A 24,638-nucleotide genomic window follows, 5' to 3' on the forward strand; every position below is an offset into this window, starting at 1 on the left:
CAAGGACGCCTATGGACTGGTACACCGGCAACACCGCCTACGACACCGTGCTGACGATCGGCTTCGCGTTCGCGGCATTCGTGCTGATCGGCGGCCTTTTCGCACAGAGTCCCTACGGCCGTTTCGGCACCACCGAGATGGGCTTCAACCTCAATCCGAGGCTCGGCTGGTGGTTGATGGAGATTCCCGCGACGGTGGTCTTCGCGGCGTTCTATCTAACCGGCCCCGACCGCTTCGAGCCGACTGCGCTGGTGCTCGCGGCCATCTGGCTGCTGCACTACGGCAACCGCGGCTGGTTCTTCCCGCTTTCGATCCGACAGGTCCCGGGCAAGCGCAGCAGCTTCAATGTCTCGGTGATCGCCGCGGGCATGTTCGTCACAGCGCTGCACGGCTACCTCAACGGCGCCCTCTTCAGCCACGACTACCTGCACCAATACGGCACCGACTGGCTGATCGATCCGCGCTTCCTGACCGGTCTGGTCAGCTACCTCGGCGGCTTCGCGCTGCTGGTCAGCTCCGAATCGATCGTGCGCAATCTGCGCGATAAGGACAATCCGGGTGCGACCGAATACCGCATCCCGCACGGCGCGGGTTTCCGCTTCGTCAGCAGCCCCGCTTATCTCGCCGAGCTGATCGCCTGGGCCGGGTTCGCACTGCTCACCTGGTCCCTGGCGGGTGTGGTGATCTTCTTGATCACTGCGGGGAATCTGGTGCCGCGCGCCTTTGCCACGCACAAGTGGTATCGCGAGAAGTTCGCCGACTATCCGGCCGATCGAAAGGCTTTGATTCCCTTCGTTATCTGAAGGGTCATACAGTGACGCGATGGCGATCATCGATGCGTGGGCCCAGCATCCGACGGTACGGCTGCTCCAGCACGAAATGCTGGACTCGCTACGCCGCTGGACCGGCGACACCATCCCGGACCAGCCGCCGCCCGTCTCCATGACGCTCGCCGCCATGGACGCCGGCGGCGTCGATACCGCATTGATCAGCGCGTGGTACGGGCCGGAGGGCGTGCTGATCTCCAACGACGACGTGGCCGGATTCGTCGCGGAATCCGGTGGGCGCTTGGTCGGCGTCGCATCGGTGGACCTGCGCAAACCGATGGTCGCGGTGCGCGAGCTCCGTCGTGCGGTCACCGAGCTCGGGATGAAGGCGCTGCGGATCGTGCCGTGGCTGTGGGGCCTGCCGCCGAACGACCGGCGCTACTACCCGCTCTACGCCGAATGCGTCGATCTGGGAATTCCGTTCTGTACACAAGTCGGGCACACCGGCCCGCTGCGCACCTCCGAAACCGGCCGCCCGATCCCATATCTCGACGATGTCGCACTGGAGTTCCCCGAACTTGTGATCGTCGGCGGGCACATCGGCTATCCGTGGACCACCGAAATGATCGCGATGGCAACGAAATACCCGAACGTCTACATCGACACCTCCGCCTACACAGTGCGCAGGTACCCACCGGAGCTCGTGGCATACCTGAAGTCCCACGGCCGCGGCAAGGTCCTCTTCGGCACCAACTACCCGATGATCCCGCCCCAGCGCGCCCTCGCAGGCCTCGACGACCTCGCCCTTGACGACGAAGGCCGCGACCTGTTCCTCTCCGGCAACGCCACCCGCATCTTCGGCCTCACCAAGCCCGACTAGGTCTTGTCTCGAAGTGGGGGCGTCCATCACTGTTCGGCGCGTCTGGTCAGATCTTTGCGCCGGACCAGCGGTTTAGTCCGCCGTGTTGGGACACGACAGGCGTTAAAGCGCTTGGGCACCCCAGACTGCATGTGAGCCGGAGTCTCCGACGCGGTATACCTGCGTGGTCGCCGCGCCGCCCGCGGCGATAGCCAATACCGCGGCCAGCACGGTGACCACGCGCCCCACCGGACGCCCACGCTCATCGCGCAGATGGACGACGATTAGCAAAGCAGTGACGAGCAGTAGCGGCACGACGTAGTAGATCATCGTGTTGCCGAGGTCGGCATGCTTATCGATGGCGGAGGATCCGCCGAGCTTGTGCTGGAACCACTGCCCAGCCTCGGTCGTCACCGGTGTCAGGGCTACGGTGATCGCGGCAAGCGCCGTGACCAGCCAGATCAGCCGCCGACGAGCCGCGGGCCACACCGCCGACAAGATGAGCAGCGCCGCGGTCAGCGGTACGAAGACCACGATGAGGTGCACCAGCAGCACGTGGGCGGGTAACCCGTTGATCGTCGACATGAGGCAACTCCCGGAGTTCGTGACCGCGGCGGCGGATGCGGCCCAAAGTATCTCCCTCACCTAACGGTTCAGCGCGCTACGCGGTTCATCCGGGCCCATGAGTCCGGGCGGCGCCGGGCGGCGTCACTGCCCGCGCCACAGCCGATCAGTCCCCCTCGGCAACCTCCGCCGCCTCACCCACCGGATAGAAGCGGTGCACCGTGAGCGCCGCCGCGAGCAGCCGCGAGCCATTGGGCTCGCTCGGATCGATGCCGGTGAGTTCGGCGATGCGCTTGAGCCGGTAGCTGAAGGTATTGGGGTGCACGTGCACTTCGGCGGCTGCCGCCTTCCGATCTGACCCGTGCCGCAGATGCGCCTCCAGCGCCTCGAACAGGTGCGAGCGCAACAGCAGCGGGGCAATGCGGTCGGCCAGTCGGTCCCGGGCCGGGCCCGGCCGGGTCAGCTGATACTCGAGCAGTAGATCATCCAGGTCGTACAGTCCGCTCGGCCGGTTGAGCAACCGGGCGAGTTCGGCCAGATCGGTCGCCTCCTGCACCGCATGCGGCAGCAGATCCCGTTCGACTGCGCGACGTTCGGCCAGGAAGACATCGACGCCGAACTGTTCGGTGAGTTCGGCGGCCAGCCGCTCATACTCCTTGGATTCGGATCCGCTCGGCAACAGCGCGATTCCGGTCGTGCCGTCGAACGTGCTCAAGGCCTTGGTTCCGGCGATGCCGTCCAATGCCCGCTGCAGCACCCGGATTCGGCGCCGGGTGAGCAGATCGGCGACCACGATCGGGTGATCGTCCGGGCGGATGTGGATGGCGAGCACCGTATAGCGTTCCGCGAGAACGACATCCGCGCGCGCCGCCAGTTCCTCCGCGGGCTGGCCACGCAACAGGGCCGAACACAGCGCCCGCCGCGCCTCGCGTTCGGCGTGGTAGATCGACTGCTCCACATCGGTATACGCCTCCACTACGGCGACATTGATATCCCGCAGCAGATCGAGCAGCCGAGCGCCGAAGGCGATCAGATCGTTCATATCCTCGGGCGTGGCCACCGCCGCCGCCTCCTGCAGGATCACCCGACCGGAGCCGTGCACGGCATGCATCAACAGCCCCAACGGAATTCGGTCCTCGGCATGCCGCTCGGCCACCGGACCGACGAATTCGATCACCTCGGCCCCGGTGAACACCCGCTGCTCCTGGGTCGCGCGCAGGAAAGCCTGGCCGCATCCGGCGATCGCGGGCAGCACCTCGCCGGTGAAATGCCCGTCCGGCAGGTCCGCGGCCGGTGGCGTGGAGCCCAGGCCCGCCTCGAGCATGCGTTCGGCGATTTCGGGTAACCGACGGACCAGTCGGGCGATTATCGGCGCGTCTCCGGACAGCTGGGGCAGAAGAACGGACATGACTTGCACGTTACCCAACGATGCCATTTATCGATAAATCTCGTAACCGCTCGACTTTGTCTCCGAACACAAGATTTTCGCGGATTCTTCTCGCCCGCGTGCAGTGACAGCAGCCCTCACATGACGCTGCTCACCTGCGCGTTCCCATGTCCTACCGGGTGACGACGGTCACCGTCAAATCGCGGTTCGGAGAAAAATACCCGACTCAATTGTGTTTCGGGACAATTATTTTCCCACCCCCGAATTGCTACGTTGAGTATCGGTATTCCGGCGTCATTTCAAATAAACCACCATGCCGGTGCACCCTCGAAAGGATGTACAGGAATGAGCGTGCAGGCCGACGCCGGATGGGAATCGGCGCACCCGATTGCCGAAATATTTCGTTCTGGTCGGCCGCTACAGCCGGAGCTGGATCGGTTCTATCGGCCACCCGCCGGATTCGCACGCTTCGCCCCCGGCACCATCCTGCGGACACGCCAAGTCGAGCTGGCGCTGTTCGGCCGTGTACCACTGAGGTTTTCGGCCTGGCAGCTGCTGTACCGCACCAGCAACTTGCACGGCACCGCGGAGGCGGCGGTGACCACGGTGCTGCTGCCGTGGGGCGCCGACCCGCGCGAGCCGCGGCCGCTGGTCTCGTTCCAGTGCGCCATCGACGGCGTCAGCTCGAAATGTCTGCCTTCGTACGCACTGCGGCACGGTGCGCGGGCACTCGGCTCGATTCCGCAGATCGAACTGCCCGTCATCACCTACGCACTGGCCCGCGGCTGGGCGATCTCGGTGCCCGATCACGGCGGGCTGGCCGGACATTTCGGCGTGCCACGCGAACCCGGCTACCGATCCCTCGACGCCATCCGGGCGAGCCTGCGCTTCGCACCGCTCGGCCTGAGCGAGGCGACTCCCGTTGCGCTGTGGGGTTATTCGGGCGGTGGTCTCGCCACGGCGTGGGCCGCGGAACTGGCCGCCGGATACGCACCGGAACTCGATATCGTCGGCGCGGTCGCCGGCTCACCGGTCGGCGATCCAGGTTCGGCCTTCGCACGGTTGAACGGCACCTTCTTCGCCGGTTTTTCGACGGTGTGCGTGGCCGGACTGCGCCGCGCCTACGCGGATCTGGATCGCATCCTGCGCGCCCATGTGAAGACCGAATTCCTCGATCTGCTCACCGATGCCGAATCGCGGACCACACTGCATCTGCTGTTCCGCTTGATGGGCAAAAACGTCGACGACTACAGCCACCGCACCTTCGCCGACCTGCTCGCCGAACCCGGCCTGCAGCAGATCATGGCCGATATTCGTCCCGGCGTGCAGGCGCCCGCCATGCCTATGCTGGTCATCCAGGGCGTCAACGACGAGCTCATCGCCGTCGACGATATCGACCAGCACGTCGCCCGCTACACCGTCCGCGGCGCGCATGTGCACTATCTGCGCGACCGCCTGAGCCTGCATATGCCGCTGTTGTTCATCGGCGCGCCGGTCACCATGAACTGGCTGGCGGATCGATTCGACCATCGTCCGTTGCCCGCGGCGGGCACGAAAACGGTGTGGTCGGTGGCCTTCACGAAGCGAGAGGCACTGGGCCACTTGCGTTTCGCCGTACTCTTCGTGCGCATGCTCGCAGGCAGACCGATCCGGCAGTTCCATCGGTAGGCGGCGGGCATGACAGTTGTCATGCCGGACCCGTGATGGTTGGCAGATTTGTAGCCGAGCGCCGATCCGTAACGTCGTTTCGCGTAGGGCACAGCCGAATTACCAGCCAGGAGCACCCGAATGACGACCACCGCACAGCCTGCGGCTGAGCCGACCGCCGCGCCGCGCTTCAGCCCGATCCGCGTACTGGCCCCGATCGCCCGTGATGTCGCGGTGCCGATCGGCGCGTACTTCCTGCTGACCGGCCTCGGCTACAGCGACTTCGCCGGCCTGCTCGCAGGCACCCTGTTCTCGGGTGCGGTGCTGATCATCGAGACGATCCGTTCGCGCCGCCTCGAGCCGTTCGCCGCGATCATGCTCGGCGTCTTCGCCTTCGGTCTGATCGGTTCGCTCATCAGCGGCGATCCCCGCATGATGATCGTCAAGGATTCCGCGGGTACCGCGATCGTCGGTATCGCCTTCCTGATCAGCACCATGGTCGGCAAACCGCTGACCTACCTGTCCGCGCGCAAGGCACTCGCGGCCGCCGGACCGGCCAAACTCGCCGAATTCGAGGCGTCCTACCAGGCGAATCCGGCCAAGCGCCGCGGCTTCAACACCTTGGCCATGGCCTGGGGCGTCGGCCTCGTCGCCGAAGCCGCGGTCCGCATCCTGCTGGCCTATCAGCTCCCCATCCACACCATGGCCTGGCTCTCGCCGGTCCTGTCGGTCATCTTCTTCACCCCGCTGATCGCCCTGAGCGTCCGCTTCGTCAAGCGCGCCCGCCGCGCCTGATTCCCGCTACTTCCGCCGCCGGTCCCGATATTCGGGGTCGGCGGCGAGGTCTTCCCAGAACTCGACATAGGCCTGTTCGTGCAGGATGCCGAGCCGCAGGATGCGTGCGCGGGAAACCGCCCGCGCCTTGTCACTCGGGTCGATATCGGCGTGCAGCGATCGATAAAGTTCGAGGAGGCGACGATGCTCCGCGGCCTCGCTGTTCGCCAGGGCGACCACATCGCCCGGCGCGCCCAGATCCGCGAAGAAGAGTTTGAGCTGTGCCGGATCCCGGGTCTCGGCGGGCGGGCTCTGCGGATCGGCGAGCCAGCGCTTCAGCTCCGCCCGGCCCTTATCGGTCAGATGGAAGAGTCGACGCCGCCGCCCACCGTGCTCGGCCTCCTCGTCGAGCAACCCCTGCTCGGCCAGGCGCATGGGAATCCGATAGAGCTGCGCATGCGGCACCGGCCAGAAGTAGTCGACACTCTCCTCGAGCTTGGCCTTCAACTCATAGGGCGTCAGCGGTCCGTGCCGGGCGATGAGCCCGAGCACGATGTGGTCCTGCGGCCCGAGATCCGCCATGGCTTCTCCATCCCATTGACACCGTCTCAATGAGACTATAAGTTACTACCATCGAGACCGTATCAATGAGACTATTGAGGAGTAATGGTGCGCGACTTCGGCATCACCCTGTTCGACGAATGGACCGCGATGTGGAACGGCGACCTGGCGCTCGCGGACAAGATCATGGCCCCCGAATTCACCCTCCGCTACGCCCAGCCGGGCGCCGGCGACTACGACGATATCCACGACCCGCGGACCTTCGTCGCCAAGATCGCCGAAGTCCACGAACAGCGTCCCGGGGTCCGATTCACACCCCAGGGCGAACCGGTCGTCGAAATAGACGACACCCGAACGGGATTCGTCGCAAGGCCGTACGGTGCGGCGTTCACCGGACCGAACGGCGAGCAGGTCGACGTGAGCGGCACCGATATCCTGCGCTTCACCGCCGGGCTGATCACCGAGGTCTGGTCGGTCTCCGGCGGCGTGGCCGGCCGCAGCTACTACTGACTCAGGGCCATCGGCGGGAGGTACTCACCGACCAGGGTACGCCGCCACAGCATGTGCTCCTGCTGGAGTTCGGCGCGAGTCGCGAAGCGGTACAGGTAGATTCGCGCCCGCACATACGTCGGTGGCGAGTCGGGGAAGGGGCAGCGGCGCAGTAATCGCAGCGTCGCGGGGTCGTTGCGCAGCAGTCGCTCGACGAAAGCGAGCAGCCAGCTGCGGGCGTAGGACGGGGAGATCGCGGCGAACCACATCAGCCAGTCCAGCCTGAGGTGGTACGGCGCCCATTGCCGTGGCCATCGGCGCGGATCCCCCGGCTTACCCTTGAACTCGTACTCCCGCCACCGTGTCTGGTCGGTGAGCTCCTCCTCGTCGGTGCCCTCGAACACCACCTCCTCGCGGCTGCGGCCGATACTGCCGAACGCGCCATAGGTATTGACCAGGTGCATGGGGTTGAAGGACGCATTCATTCGCTGCTGGCGCGAGAGCAGATTGCGAGCGGGCCAGTAGCTCAGGAACACCACCACGACGGTGCACGCGAGCACCAGACCGGCGAACCACGGCGGCGCCGCGGGCATCGACGGCGGACCCGGTACGGGCAGTATCGCTTTCGCCGAGGACACATCGATCACAGTGGCGGCCAATAGGATCGTCACCCAGTTCAACCAGGCGAAGTTGCCGGAAAGCACCAGCCACAGCTGCGTGACGATGATGAACGCGGCGGCCACGCTCGCCACCGGCTGCGGCGCGAAAAGTCCCCAGGGCACAACGAGTTGAGCGAAATGGTTGGCCGCCACCTCCACGCGATGCAGAGGTTTGGGCAGGCGGTGGAAGAACCAGCTCAGCGGGCCGGGCATCGGCTGGGTCTCGTGGTGGTAGTACAGGCAGGTCAGATCCCGCCAGCAGGAATCGCCCCGCATCTTGATCAGACCGGCACCGAACTCCACCCGGAACAGCAGCCACCGCGCCAACCACAACACCAGCACCGGCGGCGCGACCCGATCATTGCCGAGGAAGATCGCCAAGAATCCGGCCTCCAGCAGCAGCGACTCCCATCCGAACGCATACCACGCCTGCCCCACATTGACGATCGACAGGTACAGCGCCCACAGCACCGCCCACATCAGCATCGCCGCCCACAGCGGCACCAGATTCAGCGCACCGGCCACCACTGCGGCCGCCAGCGCCGCACCGAACCAGGCGACCACGGCGAAGAACCGGTCCGAATAGTGGAAATGAAAGATGCTGGGCGACCGGCGAAATTCGACCCGCCGGACGAATCGGGGCACCGGCAACATCCCCTTCGCACCGATGAGTGCCCGGAACTGCCGCGCCGCCGCGACGAAGGCGATCAGATAGATGACGGCCAGACCGTGCTGGAAAACCAGTCTGCCCAACCAGTACTCGGATTCGGTGAACGATGGCATGCCCGCTCCTTCGGACCGCTACCCCCGCCGATACGGCGCCCGCCCCGCGGGTAGCAATGGCTCGGGTCGATCGGATTGCCGCGGAATCGGCAGCGTCACCGCGACATTGCCGAGCGTCGTAAAGCGACCGTGATGACGCAGGACGAACGAATCTCCGGACAGCAGTCGATAAGTCGCGGAATCGCCGGTGATCTCGACGGCTAGGCCACTACCGCGCCAGATGATCCGGAAGGCCAGGCGCTCGATATTCGCGGGAAGTCGTGGTGCGAAACTCAATTCACCACCGTGGTCGCGCATGCCGCCGAAACCGAAGACGCAGCAGAGCCAGGCTCCGGCGAGTGAGGCCATATGCAGGCCGTTGGCGACATTGTGATGCAGATCATGCAGGTCGGTCAGTGCGGCTTCGGCGAAATAGTCGAAGGCGAGCGAGAGGTGGCCGACCTCGGCGGCCATAACGGACTGGCCGGCGGCCGACAGCGAGGAGTCGCGGACGGTCAATGCCTCGTAGTAATCGAAGTTGCGCGCCTTCTGCTCCGGGGTGAAAGCGTTGGGGCACAAGTACATTGCCAAGCTCAGGTCGGCCTGTTTGACGACCTGCTTGCGATACAGATCGAAGTACGGGTAATGCAGCATCAGCGGATACTTCTCCGGCGGAGTCGCGGCGAAGTCCCAGCGGGCATGTTCGGTGAAGCCCTCGGATTGTTCGTGCACCCCGAGTTTCTCGTTATAGGGCAGGTACATACATTTGGCGCGGTCGCGCCAGCCGCGGATCTCCTCCGCGTCGACCTCCAACTGCTCGGCGATATCCGGTTGGCGCACACAGGCTTCGGCGGCTTCGTCGAGGTTCCGCTGCGCCATCAGATTCGTATAGATGTTGTTGTCGGCGAGTGCGGAGTATTCGTCGGGACCCGTCACGCCGTCGATCCGGAAGTTCCCCGCCGTGTCGTAATGGCCCTGGCTCACCCACGAGCGCGCGGTCTCCACCAAAAGCTCGACACCGCAGCCTCTTTCGAAGTGCTCATCGCCGGTCGCGGCGAGATATCGGACCACCGCATCGGCGATATCGGCATTGACGTGCACCGCCGCCGTACCGGTCGGCCAGTAGCCGGAACCCTCGTCGCCGTTGATGGAGCGCCACGGGAACATCGCTCCGGTGTGGCCGAGTTCGTGTGCGCGCCGCCGGGCCCGGTCGAGGGTGGCGTGCCGCCAGCGCAGTGCGTCGCCCGCCGCCATCGGCATCGTGTAGGTCAATACCGGCAACACGAAAGTCTCTGTGTCCCAGAATGAATGGCCGTCATAGCCCGGCCCGGTCAGCCCCTTGGACGGTATCGCGCGCGACTCACCGCGTGCGCCCGCCTGCAGTACGTGGAACAGCGCGAATCGTACGGCCTGCTGGAGTTCCGGATCCCCGTCGATCTCGATATCGGCGGTGGACCAGAAGTTGTCCAGGTACTCACGCTGCCGGGCCAGCAAGGTATCCCAGCCGGTCTCGAGGCCGGCCGCCAATGCCGCGTCCACCTGGGCACGCAGCGCCGGTACCGAGCGTCGACTCGACCATCCGTAGCCGAGATACTTCGTCAACCGCACGCGCCGGCCCTTCGCGACATCGACCGCGATCGTCAAGCGCGCCAGATCCTCCTCGGCGTGCACGCTGCAGCGCGGGGTCGCGTCGACCTCGAGTTCGTGGTCCATGGCCACGGCCATGTGCAGTCCGGAGCGCCGGGTGTGGTGCACGAGCACCGCGGCGAAATCACGGGCCGCGCAGAAGTCCGCCACCAGCGGACGGTCGAGCGCGACGGCAAGCCGAGGATCGTTATGCGAAGTCGGAACCGGTTCATTGGCAAGCAGATCCGATTGGATGACCAGCTCGAGATCGTCGTCGAGCGGTTCGACCTCGTAGCGGATCGCGGCCAGGGCACGTTCGGTGAACGACACCAGCCGCTCCGAGCGGATGCGCACGCACCGACCGGTCGGCGAGGTCCAGACCGTGTTGCGCCGCAGCGTGCCGGACCGGAAGTCCAGCACCCGTTCGTGTTCGACGGCCTCGCCGTAGCGCATATCCATCGGCTCGTCCTCGACGAGCAGCCGGATGATCTTCCCGTCGGTCACATTGACGACGGTCTGCCCCTCCTCCGGATAGCCGTATCCCGCTTCGGCATAAGGCAATTGGCGTTTCTCGTAGAAGCCGTTGAGGTAGGTCCCCGGCTTGCCGACCGGCTCCCCCTCCTCAAAAGTGCCGCGCAGCCCGAGATGCCCGTTGGCGAGCGCGAAGATCGACTCGGTTCGGTGCAATGCCTCGAGATCCAGTCCACACCAAGGCAAGTGCCATGGCGCGATCTCGAAGCCACGGCAGTCGGTAGTCATTGCGGTGGCCCGAGCTCGGCCAGATCGGTGACGACCACATCCGCACCCGCCCGACGCAATGCCTCGGCCTGCGTGCCATCACGCACTCGATCGACGCCGACCACATATCCGAAGTCCGCGGCCCGACCGGCCGTCACCCCGGCGATGGCATCCTCGAATGCCGCGGCCTGCTCCGGCTTGGCGTCCAGTGCCTCCGCGGCCGCGAGAAATGCGTCCGGCGCGGGTTTGCCGCGCAGGCCGCGGCCTGCGATCTCGACCCCGTCGATACACACATCGACGAACCGGGTCAGATCCGCGACCGCCAACACCTCATGGGCATTCGCCGAAGCGGTGACCACACCCGTCCGCAACCCGGCCTCGCGTGCCCCGTTCAGATAGGCCAGCGACCCCGGATAGACGTGTACCCCGTCGCGTTCGAGCACCGACAGGAGCAGCCGATTCTTCCGATTACCGAGCCCGTGCACGGTCGGCTCCCCCTCCGCCGCATCGGGTTCCCCCTCCGGCAGCGTGATCCCGCGCGACTTCAGGAACTCCCGGATACCGTCCGCCCGCGAGCGGCCGTCCACATAGCCCAGATAGTCCGCGTCGGTGAACGGGTGGAACGGGCCGGGGCTGCGACCGGCCAGAAACTCGTCGAAGACCGCCTTCCACGCCCGCCGGTGCACCGCCGCGGTATCGGTCAACACACCGTCGAGGTCGAACAGCGCCACCGAGATCGTTTCGGGCAATCCGAGCCCCCGGAGATCATGGCTGGGCGTCATATCCCAGCGGTACCCGAGGACGGCACCGGCAAACGGCGCGACTAGTCGAGCAATTGATCGTCGAGGATGTCGGTATCGGTGCCGACGGATCCCACGCGCATCGCGACGGCGGTGACCAGGGCGTGCACCAGGGCGGTGAAGGCGGTCAGGGAGCGCAGGACGGTGAGCGAGCCGGTCCCGACATAGAAGGTCACATCGGCGATGCGGGCCAGTGGGGAGGACGCGTCATCGGTGAGTGCGATGGTGATGGCGCCGCGGCGACGTGCCGATTCGACCGCACGCACGGTGTCGCTGCTGTAGCGCCGGATCGATACCGCGATGAGGGCGTCGCCGGGTTCGATATCACGTAGTTCGTCGGTCAGCACCCGGGCGGTCGCCCCGAGCTGGCGGACCCGGTGGCGCACCAGCTGCAGCTGGTACGTGGCGGCATAGGCGATCGCGAGACAGCGCCGCAGCCCGATGACGTGCACGGTCGAGGCATGCGCCAGCGTCTCGACCGCCCGATCCCAGTCGCCGCGATCGATCCGCCCGAAGGTACGGGACATATTGTTGGTGTCGTATTCGGTTATCGCGGTGAAGAACTCGTCGTTCGAGCTCGGCGGTGGCGCGTCGGCGGGTCTACGCACCAGATACGCCTCGGCGGCGAGTTGTCTGCGGCAGAGTTCGACCAGGCCGGGATAGCCGGGCAGGCCCAGCATGGTCGCGAATCGCACCAGCGAGGAACGGTGCACGCCCGCGAGTTCGGCGCTCTGGCCGATGCTGCGGAATGCGGTTCCCTCCGGATCGTCCAATACCAGCCTGGCTATGCGCTGTTGGCCGTCGGCCAGTTCGGGAAGGCGCTGCTGCAGGAGGGCGCGCAGTTCCTGATAGGTGGTGGGAGCGCTGTCCCGCACGGTGAGCCTCGCGATCATTCGGGGTACTCGAACGATAGGCCGTCACAATAACTGACGGTCCGTCTGGTTCTAGTGCCCCCGGGCAATCACGTTCAACCCACAGGTTTCTACCAGCTTTCGGGGCTATGCGAATGGGTCTCCTTGCTGTGAGGTCAGCTTCCGCATCCGGAGCCCGGACCACGGATCGTTGACCAGTGCATCGGTGAGGCCGTCGAAATTGTGCGCATGCTCGACCGTCACGCCTACGAAGACCATGGGTTGGGTCCGCCATTCGGATCGAAGCTGTTGAAGTTGGCCAGTTGCCGGGTCGACCGCTGCAACGCCTGCAGAAGAATCGGGTCGTTCTGCTGGTGGTAATAGTTCGTGGCCGCTTGCTGGTGCTGGAGCGCCAGTTGCCGTCCGATGTGTTGGCGAGTATCGCGCCCGGCGTCGCGCCATTCGTCCTGGGTGATGGTTCTGAGCTGATGTTCGTTGCTGTTCATGACCCGCTGCACGAACTGGTGATCTACGGCGTTCGGGTTCATCGGTGCAGTGGAGTGCCGCACGAAATTGTCCGCAGCGACCACGGCCTGCCCCGCGAATGCCGGCAGCGCGGCGACGCCTTGGTGGTTCTCCACCGCGTACCCCGCGGCGAGCGCCTTCTGTAAGGGCGCGAAGCCGTTCGGGTTGTAGTCTTTCATGCTGGCCTTCTGGACGGCCAACGCGCGCTGGGCATCGATCGCCTGCTGATCGGTCGCACCCATCGCCAGCAGAATCGGAGCGATCATCGAGTCCGGGACCTTGCTGTCGCCCAGACCGTCCAGAACATTTCCGACACCGAGAGCGGACCTGATTCCGCCGTCTATTCCGTCCAATCGCCCGGCGGCCTTGACCCGCCAGTTCCCGCGGGCAGCGTGGTTGTACTCCTGCAATTGCCGCACCATCGGCGAGACGGCGATGTTGTTGAGATCCATCCGCTTCTTCCTGCGCGACAGCGGGTTCAACGGGCCAACCGTGGCCCCGAGGAGCCACGCGGTCGCGGGTGACGCATTGATCGTGTTCAGCATGCCCATCCCGGACATCAGCCCGCCGTGCAGCGAACCGCCGGCCCGAGCATCACCCATGCCGAGTGCCGATCCCCCGCCACCTCCACCTCCAGGGCGCGCTCCAGACCCCTGCACGGCGAGCGCGAACCGGTTGGCGATCCAGTCATTGCCCCGGTCGAGGCTGCGGCTCAGCCGTTTCAGCTGGGAGACGGCGACGATCTCGACGGTGCCCGCGATGACGATCACCGCCATGGTCTGTCCCTTCGCCTGTGCGAACAGATTGCCCATGAACAACACGTAGATGCCGAGGAAGACGGTGTAGGCGGTCATTCGGCCCGCCGCGACAATGCCGTCGACGAGATTGCGGACCAGAAAGGTCTGCGTCGGTCCGTAGACGAATCCGCCTGCGGCGAAACCGAATATCGACATGAACCCGTGATAGATCGCGTCCAGTGCGGCCTTGATGACCCTGATGCCGAGCACCACCGCGAAGACCAACAGGATGCCGCCGCAGATCAACAGCATCAGACCGGTACCGACCTGACCCATGGTCGGATTCTGGGCCTTGGCGTAGGCGGCTGAATCACCGCAGCTCTGCATGCCCTTGCGAACCCGATCATCGTCGCCCGCGATCATCCCCGCGGACCAGGCCGACCGGCAGGCCGGTTGCTCGTCGACCACATGCCCGAAATTCCACACCTGCACCGGGCGGCGGGCGAAGTTGTCCGCCAGATCGCGCTGCATGGTCGCCACCAGTTGGTTCGGATTCGGGTTGTTGTTGCCGTTCAGCCCGGCCGCCACCGAAATTCCCAAATCCCTACCCTGGGCGAGCAATCCGTCCGAGGACAGCACATCGCCGAGCGGCTCGGCCAGGAATACCGGACCGAGCACCGCGACACCGAGCATCGTGACGATCTGCAGCACCGCCTTGGCGTGATAGCCACGCAACCAGAACCAGGCGACGCAGAACGCGCCGATCGTGGCGGCGGTGATCAGCAGCATCGGTGTCGCGATCTGACCGGTCAGCCGGTCGGCGACGCCGGTCAATGCCGAGCCGAACATATTGAGCCACTGGAAGCTCAGCGCATTGCCGATCAACCAGATCGCGGTCGTCACGATGGCGATATAGCCGATGAATTCGAAGCCGAGGATCGCCCAGAGGATCGTCGAGCCCGGGTTCAGCACCCCGCCGTGGTCGGTCGCGAAGGCATAGTTCGCCAGCGGCACCCCGGACGAATCGCGGATATGCATCCAGCTGAGGCCGTCGATTTCGGAGACACTGCTGCCGGTCGCCGCGGACAGGTACTGCGCATTGGCCACCGCGCCGACGAGTCCGGGAAAGACAAATAGGACGAAGATCACGGCCAGCACCCAGCCGACGCGTCGCCGCCAACGAATTACAGGGGACATGACGGGGCGCGGACAGCACCCCTTCGGATCCTCGGATCCCCACCTCGGCCGGACCGGCCGCCTCTTCGACCGTCTGGCCACACCCCTCAGCATGACGCAACTATTGTTGCGTGACAACACCTTTAGGAAACTAATTGTTCACCAAGTGTCCATTTCCTACTGACGCGCGCCGCGCGCACGATTCACTCGCCACGACCACCGCGGGGCATGAGTCAGGGTCGGGAAATGACCTGGGCGGCCCGCGCGCCGATCCCCCGAAAGCGCCCCGACCAGCGGGTATCTCTAGGCACGACGCTCACGAACTCAGTAGGGAACAGATAGCGTGACATCATCCGAGATCGTCTCGACTCCAGTTCCACAGGCACCCAAGGGGTTTCCGCTCCTGGGCACGCGTTGCCGCTGATGCGGGATCCGCTGGGATTCCTCGCATCGCTGCCGTCGGGTGGCGACGGCGTGGTGCGGGTGTAGCTCGGCCCGTTCGGTGCGGTGCTGGTGCGCGATCCGGGATTGACCCAACAGGTGTTGCGCGACGACCTGAGGGTTCGATTTCGACGCCTGGATCCTATGGGCGCGTCGACACTGCTCCCGCTAGTGGGAGATAGCGGGAGCAGTGTCAGTTCATCTCGCTCTACAGCTACCGATCATCAGGGCTGATCGGCGACGGCAACGGACGTTTTCAGGGGTGCGCCGAACCAGTCGGAGAGCGCTGCGCGCAGCGCGGGCTCGGCGGTGTCGGTCGGCTCGTCGATGGTTGCGGCCCAGGCGACGTAAGCGTCCGGGCGGATCAGCAGAGCGTCGGCCGGCCGGTGATCGGTTTCGGCGGTGTGGATTTCGACGCGATGCTGCCAGTCTCGGGCTATCTCACGAAGCTCCGGTCGGTCGGCGAGGACGAGCAGGATCGGTCGTGCGGTGTGCATGAGTTCCGCGACGCTGGTTTCGCCTCGGTCGGTGTGCAGGGTGAGATCGGGTGCGAAGGTGCCGGTCAACGGGTGCTCGTTGGGATTGGGTAGCGGGTAGCGGATGTCCGTGCCCGCGATCAGGGCGCCCACGCGGCGCAATGGCTGCTCGTCGAGCAGCAGTTCCTGGAAGACCTTTCGAAGTGCTTCGGCGGCCGGATCTTGTCCGCGCCGCAGTGCCACCTGGGCCCGTGTATGTAGCAGTGTCCGCGCGCCGGCCAGGTGGCGTTCGTCGTGATAGGTGTCCAGCAGACCGTCCGGCGCCCAGCCCTCGATGTCGGCGGCCAGTTTCCAGGCCAGGTTGACCGTGTCGAGCATGCCCGCATTGATCGCCACACCCGTGGCGGGGAACAGGTGGGCCGCATCGCCGGCCAGCAGGATCCGCCCGGCGCGGTACCGTTCGGCCAGCCGATCCTTGAAGGTGAAGCGCGACAGCCGAATCGGTTCTCCGAGTGGTAGATCCGCGCCGAGCACCCGGCGGACGCTGTCCTGGAACTCGGCCAGGGTCATCGGTTCATCGTCGTCGTATTCGGTGGACTCGTCTTCGGTGGTGAAGAGCCCGAGCAGTTCGGGAGTGGTCGACCCGTTCGCGAACATACCGCGGTCTGTTTGCGTGAATCCCGCACGTATCCTGCCGAACCCCGGGACATCGAGGTCGCCGTTGTCGAGCACGGTCACCGAATCGTGCACGGTGACCTGGACCAGCCGATTGACCTCCGGATAGGTGGTGCCGGGGAATGCGATGCCCGCCATATCGCGGATCCGGCTGCGCCCGCCGTCGCAGCCCACCAGGTATCGGGCGGTCACTCGGTACGGCCCGTCCGGCCCGTGCACGTCCGCGGTCACCGTGGCGTCGTCCTGGCTCACCCCCACCACCTCGTGTCCGCGGTGGATGTCGACGCCCAGTTCAGTGACCCGTTCGGCGAGCACACGCTCCAGCCGCTGCTGTGGGAGCGGCAGCGCGTGCAGCGGGGGATCCGGCAGGCGCGTCAAGTCCACGTGCACACCGCCGAACGGGAAGCGCGGAGCCGGAATGGGGTCGGTGTTGGCCGCTTCACAGCGTTCCAGCAGGCCGCGGTAGCGCAGCAGTTCCAGGATCCGCCCGCCGATACCACCGGCCTTCGGGATGTCTCGGGGTTGCGCCTTCCGCTCCAACACCAGCGGTCGCACACCGCTCAGCCGCAGCTCGGCGGCCAGCATCAACCCGGTCGGGCCCGCACCCACGATGATCACATCGGTGTCGGTCACATGCATTCGGTTACTTCCCATCTCACACAGGTTCTGGCCTCGGCCAGCGATTCTGCAGCACGACCCGGGTCTTGCCGCAATCCCCCGGATGCGTTATATGTTGAGAAGGGAAATGAGTGGGTGCGCCCCGTTTCCTAATCGCGGGGGTTTTTGAACCGACCGGCGAATCCGCGCAGCGGGAGGTCCGCACTGGTCAGCAGTCCCGGCGGGGCGGCGACAACGGACGCGATCGCGTTGAGTGCGGGCAATCCGGTGACGGTCATGCCGATCGACGCGAAGTTGTCCGGATCGGAGAGGTCGACGCCGGGCTTCGGGAGAATCATGTGCTTGTTGTAAATGCACGGATCGCCCTTGATCCGAGTTATGTAGCAGCCCTTGATATTCCAACTCGGGTCGGTGTACGGGGTCATCTGCCACTCCAGATGCGTCTCGATCCTCGGAACGCCGTCGACCATGCCCTGGTACTTGATGTGATTACCCCCGAGCGACCCCTTCGGGAGCCGGTACCAGCCCAGGTCGACATCCTTGGTGCAGGCGCCGAGTTCATAGGTGAACTTCACCTCGTCGAGTTCCAGACCGAAGCAGTCGGCCATCATCAGCACGCTGTCGGCGAAGACGCTGGTGTATTTCTCCAGCTTGCCGGGGATGCTCGGGTCGTCGACAGGTGACCCGTAGCCGACCTCGATCCAGGTCTCCTTCGAGTGGTGGCACGACACGTCGACGGATTCGAGGGTGATGATGTTCTCGATCTCGGCGACGTCGGCGGAACACACCACACCGAGGATCTGGTTCAGGCCCGGGTTCATGCCGGTGCCGTAGAAGGTCGAGCCACCCTTCGCACACGCCTCGCTCAGGAGCGAGGTCACCGGCTTACCCGACGGATGCGGGTGGTTGGTGTCGCGATGCCAACCGGTGATCCAGTCCGCGGTGGTGACGATGTCGATGCCCGCTTCGAGCACCTTGACATAGAGATCCTCGTCGGGGAATACGCCGTGGAAGGTGAGCACATCGGGTGCGGCGGCGATGATCTCGTCGACCGAGCCGGTCGCGATGACGCCGTTCGGCGCCAGACCGGCGATCTCGCCGGCGTCGCGGCCGATCTTCTCCGGTGTGTAGCAATGCAATCCGACGAGTTCGAGATCCGGATGGTTGCCGATTCGTTTGATCATCTCGGTTCCGACATTGCCGGTGGCGACTTGGAACACCCGGATCGGCGCTTTGGTTGGTGCGTTCATTGATGCCTGCTTTTCTGGATGCGTTGATCGTGCGTCGGGATCGGGTAGAACTGCTCGGCCCAGGTGCGGATGGCGGTGAAGCCCTCGTACTCACTTCCGGACAGTGCCGGTGGATCCGAGTAGCGCTGGTGCTGCCAGATATTGACGTCCTGGGTGAACTGGCGAATGACCTCTTGGGCGAACGCCTGAGCTCTCTGCTCGGCCTTCGCCGGATCAGAGCTGGACCGACGGCCGATGTACACGCCGAAACGAACATCGCAGGTGCTGTCGTCGACCGGGGTGACCGCCGTAATGGTCCGGTTGTCCACCATGCCCCAACTCTTGGTCACCGCGACGCCCAGTCCGCCGTTGATCGCCTCGACGCCACTGTTGACATCCTCGATGGACTGCCCGTCGTCGCCTTCGAAGGTGATGGTGAAGTCGACGTAGGACACCGGTTCGTCGAAGTCGTGCCGAGTGAATACCGGCACGATCGGCGTCTGGTGCACGAACTTGAAATGTGCGAAGTCGACACCGTTTTCGAGCACGTACTGCGGATGAAGTTCCAGTCGCTCACGGAACAGAGTGGCCTGCGGGTAGTAGTCGGCCGAGCTGCTGTCGTCGCCGAATCCGGTGAATACGTCGGGCACTTCGAAGAAGGGCGAGCGGCCGTCGACGTCGTGCCAGATGTAGACCGATTCGTTGCGCTCGACGACCGGGTGGGTGCGGATGCGCCTACCCCGGTTGGGATGTTTCTCGTACGGAATGCAGACGTTGCGGCCCTCGTGGTCCCACTGCCAGCCATGAAAGGGGCATTCGATGACATCGCCCTCGACATGGCCGCCGAATCCGAGATGAGCGCCCAGGTGCTCGCAGTACGCATCCATCACCGTCAGCAGGCCCGACTGCGCCCGCCATGCCACCAACTCCCGGCCGAAGTACGTCATCCGGTGGACCGCGCCGACGCCGATCTCGGCCGACCACGCGACTTGGAACCATCCCGTTGGCTTCATCGATAGCGGCGGTTTCGCCATCTCGCGTCCTCTCCTGCAGCGCCCGAATCACAGTGCCTGCTGTGAAATTATCACAGTGGGTACTGTGAAACTATGAAAAGCGGCTCGGCGGGGAGAGATTCGAATGCGGCTCGGTGCGCTCCACCAGCTAACATCTGGAAAGTGACCGACCGGGACGCCTCTGAGCGACGCACGAATCGCCGCGGCGATGCCACCCGGGAGAACATGCTGAAAGCGGCGGTGAAATCGCTGGCCACCGGCGATCCGGGGGCCGTGTCGGCCAGCAAGATCGCCCGCGAGATCGGCGCCACCTGGGGTGCGGTCAAATATCAGTTCGGCGATAACGACGGACTCTGGGCCGCCGTGCTGCACTACACGGCCGAGCGGCGAGCTGACATGCTCACCTTCACCGACACCGCGGCCCCGCTTCGCCAGCGCGTCGCCGGCATCATCGACACCCTCTACGCGGGACTCACCTCCCCCGACTCCCGGGCGATCGAGAACCTACGTGCCGCATTGCCGCGCGACCACACCGAACTCGAACAGCTCTACCCCCGCACCGCCGCCGAACTCGCATCCTGGGGCCAGGGTTGGCTCGAGACGTGCCAAAACGCCTTCGCAGGCCTCGGCGTGGACCCTGCGCGCGTAGAGGAGATCGCAGCGCTCATCCCAGGCGCCATGCGCGGCATCAACTCCGAACGCCAACTCGGCACCTACTCAGACCTCGACAAGGCCCGGCGCGGACTGACCAACGCCATCGTCGCCTACCTCGAAGATTCGGGCCGATCGACGGTTTGATCGATCACCCGAGCCGGATCGGGAGTCTGGCCACGGTTGCCGATGCGCGCTCTAGCACCAACGAAAAACGGCCCGGAACATTTCTGTTCCGGGCCGTTTTCCCTTGTAGCGGGGACAGGATTTGAACCTGCGACCTCTGGGTTATGAGCCCAGCGAGCTACCGAGCTGCTCCACCCCGCGTCGGTAAACACAACATTACACACGTCTACGCACGGAAGGCAAATCGCTTACCTTTCAGGGGGTTTGCCCTGGTCAGCGGGTCGGACGCGGGGCGGCGGCGAGCGTCGCGAGGTTGCGCACAGGCGGTTCCGAGAGGGCGATAACGGGCAGCTGCCGAATCCGTCCACCGAACCCGACCAAGGGCGGCGGCGAAAGTCACCCAGAACGCAGCAGGCCGGTTGACCAATGGTTTCAAACGTGACCTGGGCCACTATTTCGTAGTGATCCCGAACACATAACGGTGCTATAACCGACCGTCCAGAATCCATTCTTATGGCATTTGCGACCTGCGCAAACACTGGTATACCCATTATTCGCATCACGCAATGGGGAAGTTATCAAGATGTGATCTGCCGAGATTTCTTCGTTACCGTCGGTTCACGGCCCGGATCAAACGTGATGGGCTCGAACTCGAACCGCCGAACACCGGCGACCCTGTCCCGCGGTTCGAGGATCCCCGACACACCTGGGGGCAGGGACTCGGATTTCGCATTACCGGGGGCGGTGGGCGCAGGGAGGGAATACAACATGTCGAAGCACCGAAAGCTCAGCACCCGCGCCCTCGGCTATGCCGCTGTCACCGGCGCAATCGTTGCCGTCCCGTTCGGTCTTTCCACCGGCACCGCAGCCGCCGCCCCGACCCACAATTGGGATGGCGTCGCGCAGTGCGAAAGCGGTGGCAACTGGGGTATCAACACCGGAAACGGCTACTACGGCGGTCTGCAGTTCTCGCAGAGCACCTGGGCGGCCAACGGTGGCGCCGGTTCCGCCAATCATGCCAGCAAAGAAGAGCAGATCCGGGTGGCCGAGAATGTGCTCGCCACCCAGGGTGCGGGCGCCTGGCCGGTCTGCGGTCAGTACCTGCGTACCGGCGAGTCCGAGCCGAGCGCCCCGGCCGTCGTCGAGCCGGAGCCCGCCGCCCCCGCCGAAGCCGCCCCTGCCCCGGCCACCAATGTCAAGTCCGCCATCGAGCAGGCCAAGTCCGCGGGCTACCAGCTGGCCAAGCAGAACGGCCTCGAGGGCCAGTACCAGCAGCTGCTGGACCAGAACGGTGTACTGATCGACTCGTTCGGTCGCTGACGTAAGAATCCGACGTCACTCGGCAACGGCGCCGAGATCGGCGTCGGCTCGACGTCGATGAGAACGGCCCCGCCACCCGAAACGGGTGACGGGGCCGTTCTCATCGGATCAGCGACCGGCGTCCTGATACGCCTTCACCGCAGCGTCCAGCTCCTCCAGCGCCTTGCCGAAGTCCTGGAAGTTCCCGGACTTCATGGAATTTCGCACACTCTCGATCTTCTTGCTCAGCTCCGCGGCCGCGGCATCCTTGGCAGCGGATCCGGTCGCCGGCGGCGGCGTAGTGCCCTGAGTCGGCGGTGTCGTGCCCTGCGTCGGTGGCGTGGCGCCGTGATCCGTCGGTGGCGTGGTACCCGGTTTCGGCCTGCTCGCCGGATCACCGCCGAACGGGGTGGCCAGCGAACCGGTACCCGGGAGCACCTGATTCAGCGCATCGGCCAGGGTGGAGGCGAAGCCGACCTTCACACTGCCCGCCACATCGCGATAGCTCACCAGTACCCGCAGCAGCTGCGGGAAGGTGGAACTGCCCGCCCCGGTATTTCGCTCGTTGTAAAACGGCTCCACATAAAGGATTCCGCCGTCGGCGATCGGCAAGGTCAGCAGATTGCCATATCTGATCTTGTTCGAGTTCGACAGCAGTGTTTTCTGACTGGAGACTTCAGGCGCCGTCGTCATACTGTTCTGCGTTTGCTGCGGACCCTGCGTCTGCGTATCGGTCGGCAATTGCAAGATCGTGAATTTGCCGTAGCCGTCCGGATCCGATCGCACCGAAATATAGGCGGACAGGAACTGCCGGTTGTAGCCGACCATAGCGCTGGTCAGATTGAATACCGGCTTATTGTTCGCCGACGCATCACCCAGCAGCACGTAATACGGTGGCTGATTGAAGGTGCCGCCCTCGGTAGTCGGATCGCTCGGTACCGACCAGAAAGCGTTGTTGGTGAAGAACTCTCGCGGATTGTCCACGTGGTACTTGGTCAGCATTTCGCGCTGCACCTTGAACAGATCCTCGGGATAGCGGAAGTGCGCGCGCAGTTCCGGTGAGATCTCGCTCTCCGGCTTGACCGCGCCAGGGAAGACACCGCGCCAGGCCTTCAGCACCGGGTCGGTGGAGTCCACCTCGTAGAGGGTCACCGTGCCGTCGTAGGCGTCGACGGTGGCCTTCACCGAGTTGCGGATGTAGCTGACCTCCTTGCGCGGCAACAGCCTTCCGGTCTTCTTATCGATGCTGTCCTCGACCGCGCCCTCCAGCGAGGTGGTCTGCGCGTACGGGTAGTTGTCCAGCGTGGTGTACGCGTCGACAATCCACTGGATCCGGCCGTTGACAACTGCCGGATAGGCATTGCCGTCGGTGGTCAGCCACGGCGCGACCTTCTGCACCCGCTCGCGCGGACTGCGATTGAAGATGATCTTGGAGTTGTCCCCGATGGCCGAGGAGAACAGCAGATTGCGCTCGGTGTACTTGGCCGCGAAGGCCAACCGGTTGAACCAGTTCCCGATCGACACGCCACCCTTGCCGCTGTAGGTGAATTGCGCTGTGTCGGAATCGTATTCGCGCGGCTGCGAACCGTTCACGGCGCCGACGATCGCGTAGTCCGGATTGGACTGCGAGATCAGCTCGCCGTAGTAGACGCGTGGCTGGTCGACCTTGATCTGCTGCTGGTCGGTCGAGTTGAACAGGTCGCTGACCAGGAAGATCGGATAGCCGCTGTCACTGCTGCCGCCGGTATTGGCGTTGGGGTCCTCGTACTGCGGCCGGTTGACCCGGTTGGCGGGCGCCGCGACGAAGCCGTTGCCGTGGGTGTAGACGGTGTGCTTGTTGATCCAGTCGGTCTGATTACCGCTCAGCGCCGACGGGTGCAGTTCGCGGGCGGCCACGATGTAGTCCTGGGTATCGCCGTTGAGGGCGTAGCGGTCGATATCCAGCGACTCCGGGAAGCCGTAGAAGTTCTTCAGCTGCTTGAGCTGAGTGAAGGTGGGCGACAAGATATTCGGGTCGAGCAGGCGGGCATTGCCGATGGTCGCCGCGTCGACCGGAACTTCCAGCGGGCTCTTCGAACTGTCGCCCTTGTAGTCCTTGTACTCGATCTTGTCCGAGGTGATGCCGAACGCCTGTCTGGTCGCGGCGATATTGCGTTCGATGTATTCACTCTCTTTGTCCGCGGCGTTCGGGCGCACCGAGAACTGCTCGACGACCAGCGGCCATACCGCGCCCACCAGGACCGAGGAGAGCACGAGCAGCGCGGCCGCCATCGCGGGCACCCGCAGATCGCGCAGCACGATACCGGCGAAGAAGGCGATCGCACAGATCACCGCGATGGACAGCAGGATCAGCTTCGCGGGCAGCACGGCGTTGATATCGGTGTAGGAACCACCGGTGAAGGTCGGCTCCTTACGACTGCTCGACAGCAGCTCGTAGCGGTCGAACCAGTAGGCAATCGCCTTGAGCAGCACGAAGATTCCGGCGATCACCGCGAGCTGGATGCGCGCGGGTCGGGTCAGCGTGCCCTCGCGCCCGGTCAGGCGCAGACCGCCGAAGACATAGTGCGTCACCAGGCTGGCGAAAAATGCGATGACCACCGCGACGAACAGCCAGTTCAGCACCATCCGGTAGAACGGCAGATCGAAGGCATAGAACCCGACATCGAGGCCGAACTGCGGATCCTTCTGGCCGAACGAGTCGCCATTGAGGAACAGCTGCACGGTCACCCAATTCGACTGCGCCACCAGACCGGACAGCACGCCGAGCAGCAGCGGGATGCCGATGCCGAACAGCTTGAGCCGGCTCATCACCGTGGTGCGGTAGCGCGCGATCGGATCGTTCGGCCCCGCCACCGGCACGAATACCGGCCTGGTCCGGTAGGCCAGCAGCAGCGCCAACCAGACGACGAGACCGACGAACAGCGCGACGACGATGAACAACAGGATCCGCGTGCGCAGCACGGTGAGATAGACGTTGCGGAAACCGACCTCGCCGAACCACAACCAGTTCGTATAGGTGTCGGTAAACCGCGGTCCCAGCAGCAGCAGCGCCGCCAGAATGATGGCCGCCACCAGCAGCACTCGGCTGCGTCGGGACAACGAAGGTAAGCCGGTGGGGGGCCGCATGCCCACGATGCCACTCTCCAAGGTCCGGCGGCGCGCGCGCCGATGTTCTCGGCCGTGACACC

19 protein-coding genes and 1 tRNA gene are annotated in these 24,638 nt (G+C 64.9%); 7 read left to right on the forward strand and 13 right to left on the reverse strand.

Annotated elements, in window-relative coordinates; genetic code table 11:
* The first annotated feature begins 11 nt into the window (after window positions 1-11).
* Both OIE68_RS23730 and OIE68_RS23735 read left to right on the forward strand, forming a co-directional pair.
* Window positions 12-803 carry a 3-oxo-5-alpha-steroid 4-dehydrogenase gene (locus OIE68_RS23730; RefSeq protein ID WP_327101536.1) on the forward strand — a complete coding sequence of 264 codons (792 nt, stop codon included), beginning with the start codon at window positions 12-14 and terminating at the stop codon, window positions 801-803.
* Between the two features lie 19 nt (window positions 804-822).
* Window positions 823-1,647 carry an amidohydrolase family protein gene (locus tag OIE68_RS23735; protein ID WP_327093328.1) on the forward strand — a complete coding sequence of 275 codons (825 nt, stop codon included), beginning with the start codon at window positions 823-825 and terminating at the stop codon, window positions 1,645-1,647.
* A gap of 102 nt (window positions 1,648-1,749) precedes the next feature.
* Here the strand turns inward: OIE68_RS23735 and OIE68_RS23740 are convergent, their stop codons facing one another.
* Complete coding sequence (locus tag OIE68_RS23740; RefSeq protein WP_327093329.1) at window positions 1,750-2,211, reverse strand: DUF2231 domain-containing protein; 462 nt, start codon at window positions 2,209-2,211, stop codon at window positions 1,750-1,752.
* 145 nt (window positions 2,212-2,356) lie between these two features.
* Window positions 2,357-3,598: a helix-turn-helix domain-containing protein gene (locus OIE68_RS23745; protein ID WP_327093330.1), complete on the reverse strand. Its 1,242-nt coding sequence runs from the start codon at window positions 3,596-3,598 to the stop codon at window positions 2,357-2,359.
* Between the two features lie 324 nt (window positions 3,599-3,922).
* On the opposite strand from OIE68_RS23745, the gene OIE68_RS23750 reads away from it, so the two are divergent.
* A complete protein-coding gene (locus OIE68_RS23750; protein ID WP_327093331.1) occupies window positions 3,923-5,245 on the forward strand; it encodes a lipase family protein in 1,323 nt (440 codons plus the stop codon).
* Between the two features lie 120 nt (window positions 5,246-5,365).
* Entirely contained in the window at window positions 5,366-6,019 is a 654-nt protein-coding gene (locus OIE68_RS23755) for a VC0807 family protein (RefSeq protein WP_327093332.1), read from the forward strand.
* A gap of 6 nt (window positions 6,020-6,025) precedes the next feature.
* Here OIE68_RS23755 and OIE68_RS23760 read toward each other — a convergent pair whose 3' ends face one another.
* Window positions 6,026-6,580, reverse strand: a complete 555-nt coding sequence (locus OIE68_RS23760; protein WP_327093333.1) for a PadR family transcriptional regulator — start codon at window positions 6,578-6,580, stop codon at window positions 6,026-6,028.
* An 87-nt stretch (window positions 6,581-6,667) separates the two neighbouring features.
* On the opposite strand from OIE68_RS23760, the gene OIE68_RS23765 reads away from it, so the two are divergent.
* Window positions 6,668-7,069 (forward strand): nuclear transport factor 2 family protein, encoded by a 402-nt coding sequence (locus OIE68_RS23765; RefSeq protein WP_327093335.1) that lies wholly within the window; start codon window positions 6,668-6,670, stop codon window positions 7,067-7,069.
* Here the strand turns inward: OIE68_RS23765 and OIE68_RS23770 are convergent.
* The 8 genes from OIE68_RS23770 to OIE68_RS23805 all read right to left on the reverse strand — a co-directional run bounded on the left by OIE68_RS23770 (window position 7,063) and on the right by OIE68_RS23805 (window position 19,395).
* The gene (locus tag OIE68_RS23770; RefSeq protein ID WP_327093336.1) at window positions 7,063-8,490 is read right to left on the reverse strand and encodes a lipase maturation factor family protein; all 1,428 of its coding nucleotides are present in this window, start codon (window positions 8,488-8,490) and stop codon (window positions 7,063-7,065) included. The two genes, OIE68_RS23765 and OIE68_RS23770, sit on opposite strands and share 7 nt — an antisense overlap.
* 18 nt (window positions 8,491-8,508) lie before the next feature.
* Window positions 8,509-10,854 (reverse strand): glycoside hydrolase family 65 protein, encoded by a 2,346-nt coding sequence (locus tag OIE68_RS23775; protein WP_327093337.1) that lies wholly within the window; start codon window positions 10,852-10,854, stop codon window positions 8,509-8,511.
* Window positions 10,851-11,615, reverse strand: a complete 765-nt coding sequence (locus tag OIE68_RS23780; protein WP_327093338.1) for a beta-phosphoglucomutase family hydrolase — start codon at window positions 11,613-11,615, stop codon at window positions 10,851-10,853. The genes OIE68_RS23775 and OIE68_RS23780 overlap by 4 nt, the downstream gene beginning before the upstream one ends.
* A gap of 41 nt (window positions 11,616-11,656) precedes the next feature.
* Window positions 11,657-12,526, reverse strand: coding sequence for a MurR/RpiR family transcriptional regulator (locus tag OIE68_RS23785; protein ID WP_327093339.1), 870 nt, complete (start codon window positions 12,524-12,526; stop codon window positions 11,657-11,659).
* A gap of 224 nt (window positions 12,527-12,750) precedes the next feature.
* A complete protein-coding gene (locus OIE68_RS23790) occupies window positions 12,751-14,943 on the reverse strand; it encodes a hypothetical protein (protein ID WP_327093340.1) in 2,193 nt (730 codons plus the stop codon).
* Window positions 14,944-15,587: 644 nt separating this feature from the next.
* Entirely contained in the window at window positions 15,588-17,168 is a 1,581-nt protein-coding gene (locus OIE68_RS23795) for an FAD-dependent monooxygenase (protein ID WP_327093341.1), read from the reverse strand.
* Window positions 17,169-17,281: 113 nt separating this feature from the next.
* Window positions 17,282-18,382, reverse strand: a complete 1,101-nt coding sequence (locus tag OIE68_RS23800; protein WP_327093342.1) for a dihydrodipicolinate reductase — start codon at window positions 18,380-18,382, stop codon at window positions 17,282-17,284.
* Window positions 18,379-19,395, reverse strand: coding sequence for a Rieske 2Fe-2S domain-containing protein (locus OIE68_RS23805; protein ID WP_327093343.1), 1,017 nt, complete (start codon window positions 19,393-19,395; stop codon window positions 18,379-18,381). The genes OIE68_RS23800 and OIE68_RS23805 overlap by 4 nt, the downstream gene beginning before the upstream one ends.
* A gap of 204 nt (window positions 19,396-19,599) precedes the next feature.
* Between OIE68_RS23805 and OIE68_RS23810 the strand changes: the two genes are divergently transcribed.
* Window positions 19,600-20,172 (forward strand): TetR/AcrR family transcriptional regulator, encoded by a 573-nt coding sequence (locus OIE68_RS23810; RefSeq protein ID WP_327101770.1) that lies wholly within the window; start codon window positions 19,600-19,602, stop codon window positions 20,170-20,172.
* Between the two features lie 106 nt (window positions 20,173-20,278).
* Here OIE68_RS23810 and OIE68_RS23815 read toward each other — a convergent pair.
* A tRNA-Met gene (locus tag OIE68_RS23815) sits at window positions 20,279-20,352 on the reverse strand.
* Between the two features lie 567 nt (window positions 20,353-20,919).
* On the opposite strand from OIE68_RS23815, the gene OIE68_RS23820 reads away from it, so the two are divergent.
* Window positions 20,920-21,471 (forward strand): transglycosylase family protein, encoded by a 552-nt coding sequence (locus OIE68_RS23820; protein WP_327093344.1) that lies wholly within the window; start codon window positions 20,920-20,922, stop codon window positions 21,469-21,471.
* A gap of 108 nt (window positions 21,472-21,579) precedes the next feature.
* On the opposite strand, the gene OIE68_RS23825 is transcribed toward OIE68_RS23820, so the two are convergent.
* Window positions 21,580-24,582, reverse strand: a complete 3,003-nt coding sequence (locus OIE68_RS23825) for a UPF0182 family protein (protein ID WP_327093345.1) — start codon at window positions 24,580-24,582, stop codon at window positions 21,580-21,582.
* Window positions 24,583-24,638 lie beyond the last annotated feature (56 nt).

Source organism: Nocardia vinacea, assembly GCF_035920345.1.
GTDB lineage: Bacteria > Actinomycetota > Actinomycetes > Mycobacteriales > Mycobacteriaceae > Nocardia > Nocardia vinacea_A.

Excerpts from the sequence above, each read along its gene's own strand:
- OIE68_RS23730 (WP_327101536.1), top strand. The coding sequence starts at position 12 with ATGGACTGGTACACCGGCAACACCGCCTACGACACCGTGCTGACGATC.
- OIE68_RS23735 (WP_327093328.1), top strand. The coding sequence starts at position 823 with ATGGCGATCATCGATGCGTGGGCCCAGCATCCGACGGTACGGCTGCTC.
- OIE68_RS23740 (WP_327093329.1), bottom strand. The coding sequence starts at position 2,211 with ATGTCGACGATCAACGGGTTACCCGCCCACGTGCTGCTGGTGCACCTC.
- OIE68_RS23745 (WP_327093330.1), bottom strand. The coding sequence starts at position 3,598 with ATGTCCGTTCTTCTGCCCCAGCTGTCCGGAGACGCGCCGATAATCGCC.
- OIE68_RS23750 (WP_327093331.1), top strand. The coding sequence starts at position 3,923 with ATGAGCGTGCAGGCCGACGCCGGATGGGAATCGGCGCACCCGATTGCC.
- OIE68_RS23755 (WP_327093332.1), top strand. The coding sequence starts at position 5,366 with ATGACGACCACCGCACAGCCTGCGGCTGAGCCGACCGCCGCGCCGCGC.
- OIE68_RS23760 (WP_327093333.1), bottom strand. The coding sequence starts at position 6,580 with ATGGCGGATCTCGGGCCGCAGGACCACATCGTGCTCGGGCTCATCGCC.
- OIE68_RS23770 (WP_327093336.1), bottom strand. The coding sequence starts at position 8,490 with ATGCCATCGTTCACCGAATCCGAGTACTGGTTGGGCAGACTGGTTTTC.
- OIE68_RS23775 (WP_327093337.1), bottom strand. The coding sequence starts at position 10,854 with ATGACTACCGACTGCCGTGGCTTCGAGATCGCGCCATGGCACTTGCCT.
- OIE68_RS23780 (WP_327093338.1), bottom strand. The coding sequence starts at position 11,615 with ATGACGCCCAGCCATGATCTCCGGGGGCTCGGATTGCCCGAAACGATC.
- OIE68_RS23785 (WP_327093339.1), bottom strand. The coding sequence starts at position 12,526 with ATGATCGCGAGGCTCACCGTGCGGGACAGCGCTCCCACCACCTATCAG.
- OIE68_RS23790 (WP_327093340.1), bottom strand. The coding sequence starts at position 14,943 with ATGTCCCCTGTAATTCGTTGGCGGCGACGCGTCGGCTGGGTGCTGGCC.
- OIE68_RS23795 (WP_327093341.1), bottom strand. The coding sequence starts at position 17,168 with ATGGGAAGTAACCGAATGCATGTGACCGACACCGATGTGATCATCGTG.
- OIE68_RS23800 (WP_327093342.1), bottom strand. The coding sequence starts at position 18,382 with ATGAACGCACCAACCAAAGCGCCGATCCGGGTGTTCCAAGTCGCCACC.
- OIE68_RS23805 (WP_327093343.1), bottom strand. The coding sequence starts at position 19,395 with ATGGCGAAACCGCCGCTATCGATGAAGCCAACGGGATGGTTCCAAGTC.
- OIE68_RS23810 (WP_327101770.1), top strand. The coding sequence starts at position 19,600 with ATGCTGAAAGCGGCGGTGAAATCGCTGGCCACCGGCGATCCGGGGGCC.
- OIE68_RS23820 (WP_327093344.1), top strand. The coding sequence starts at position 20,920 with ATGTCGAAGCACCGAAAGCTCAGCACCCGCGCCCTCGGCTATGCCGCT.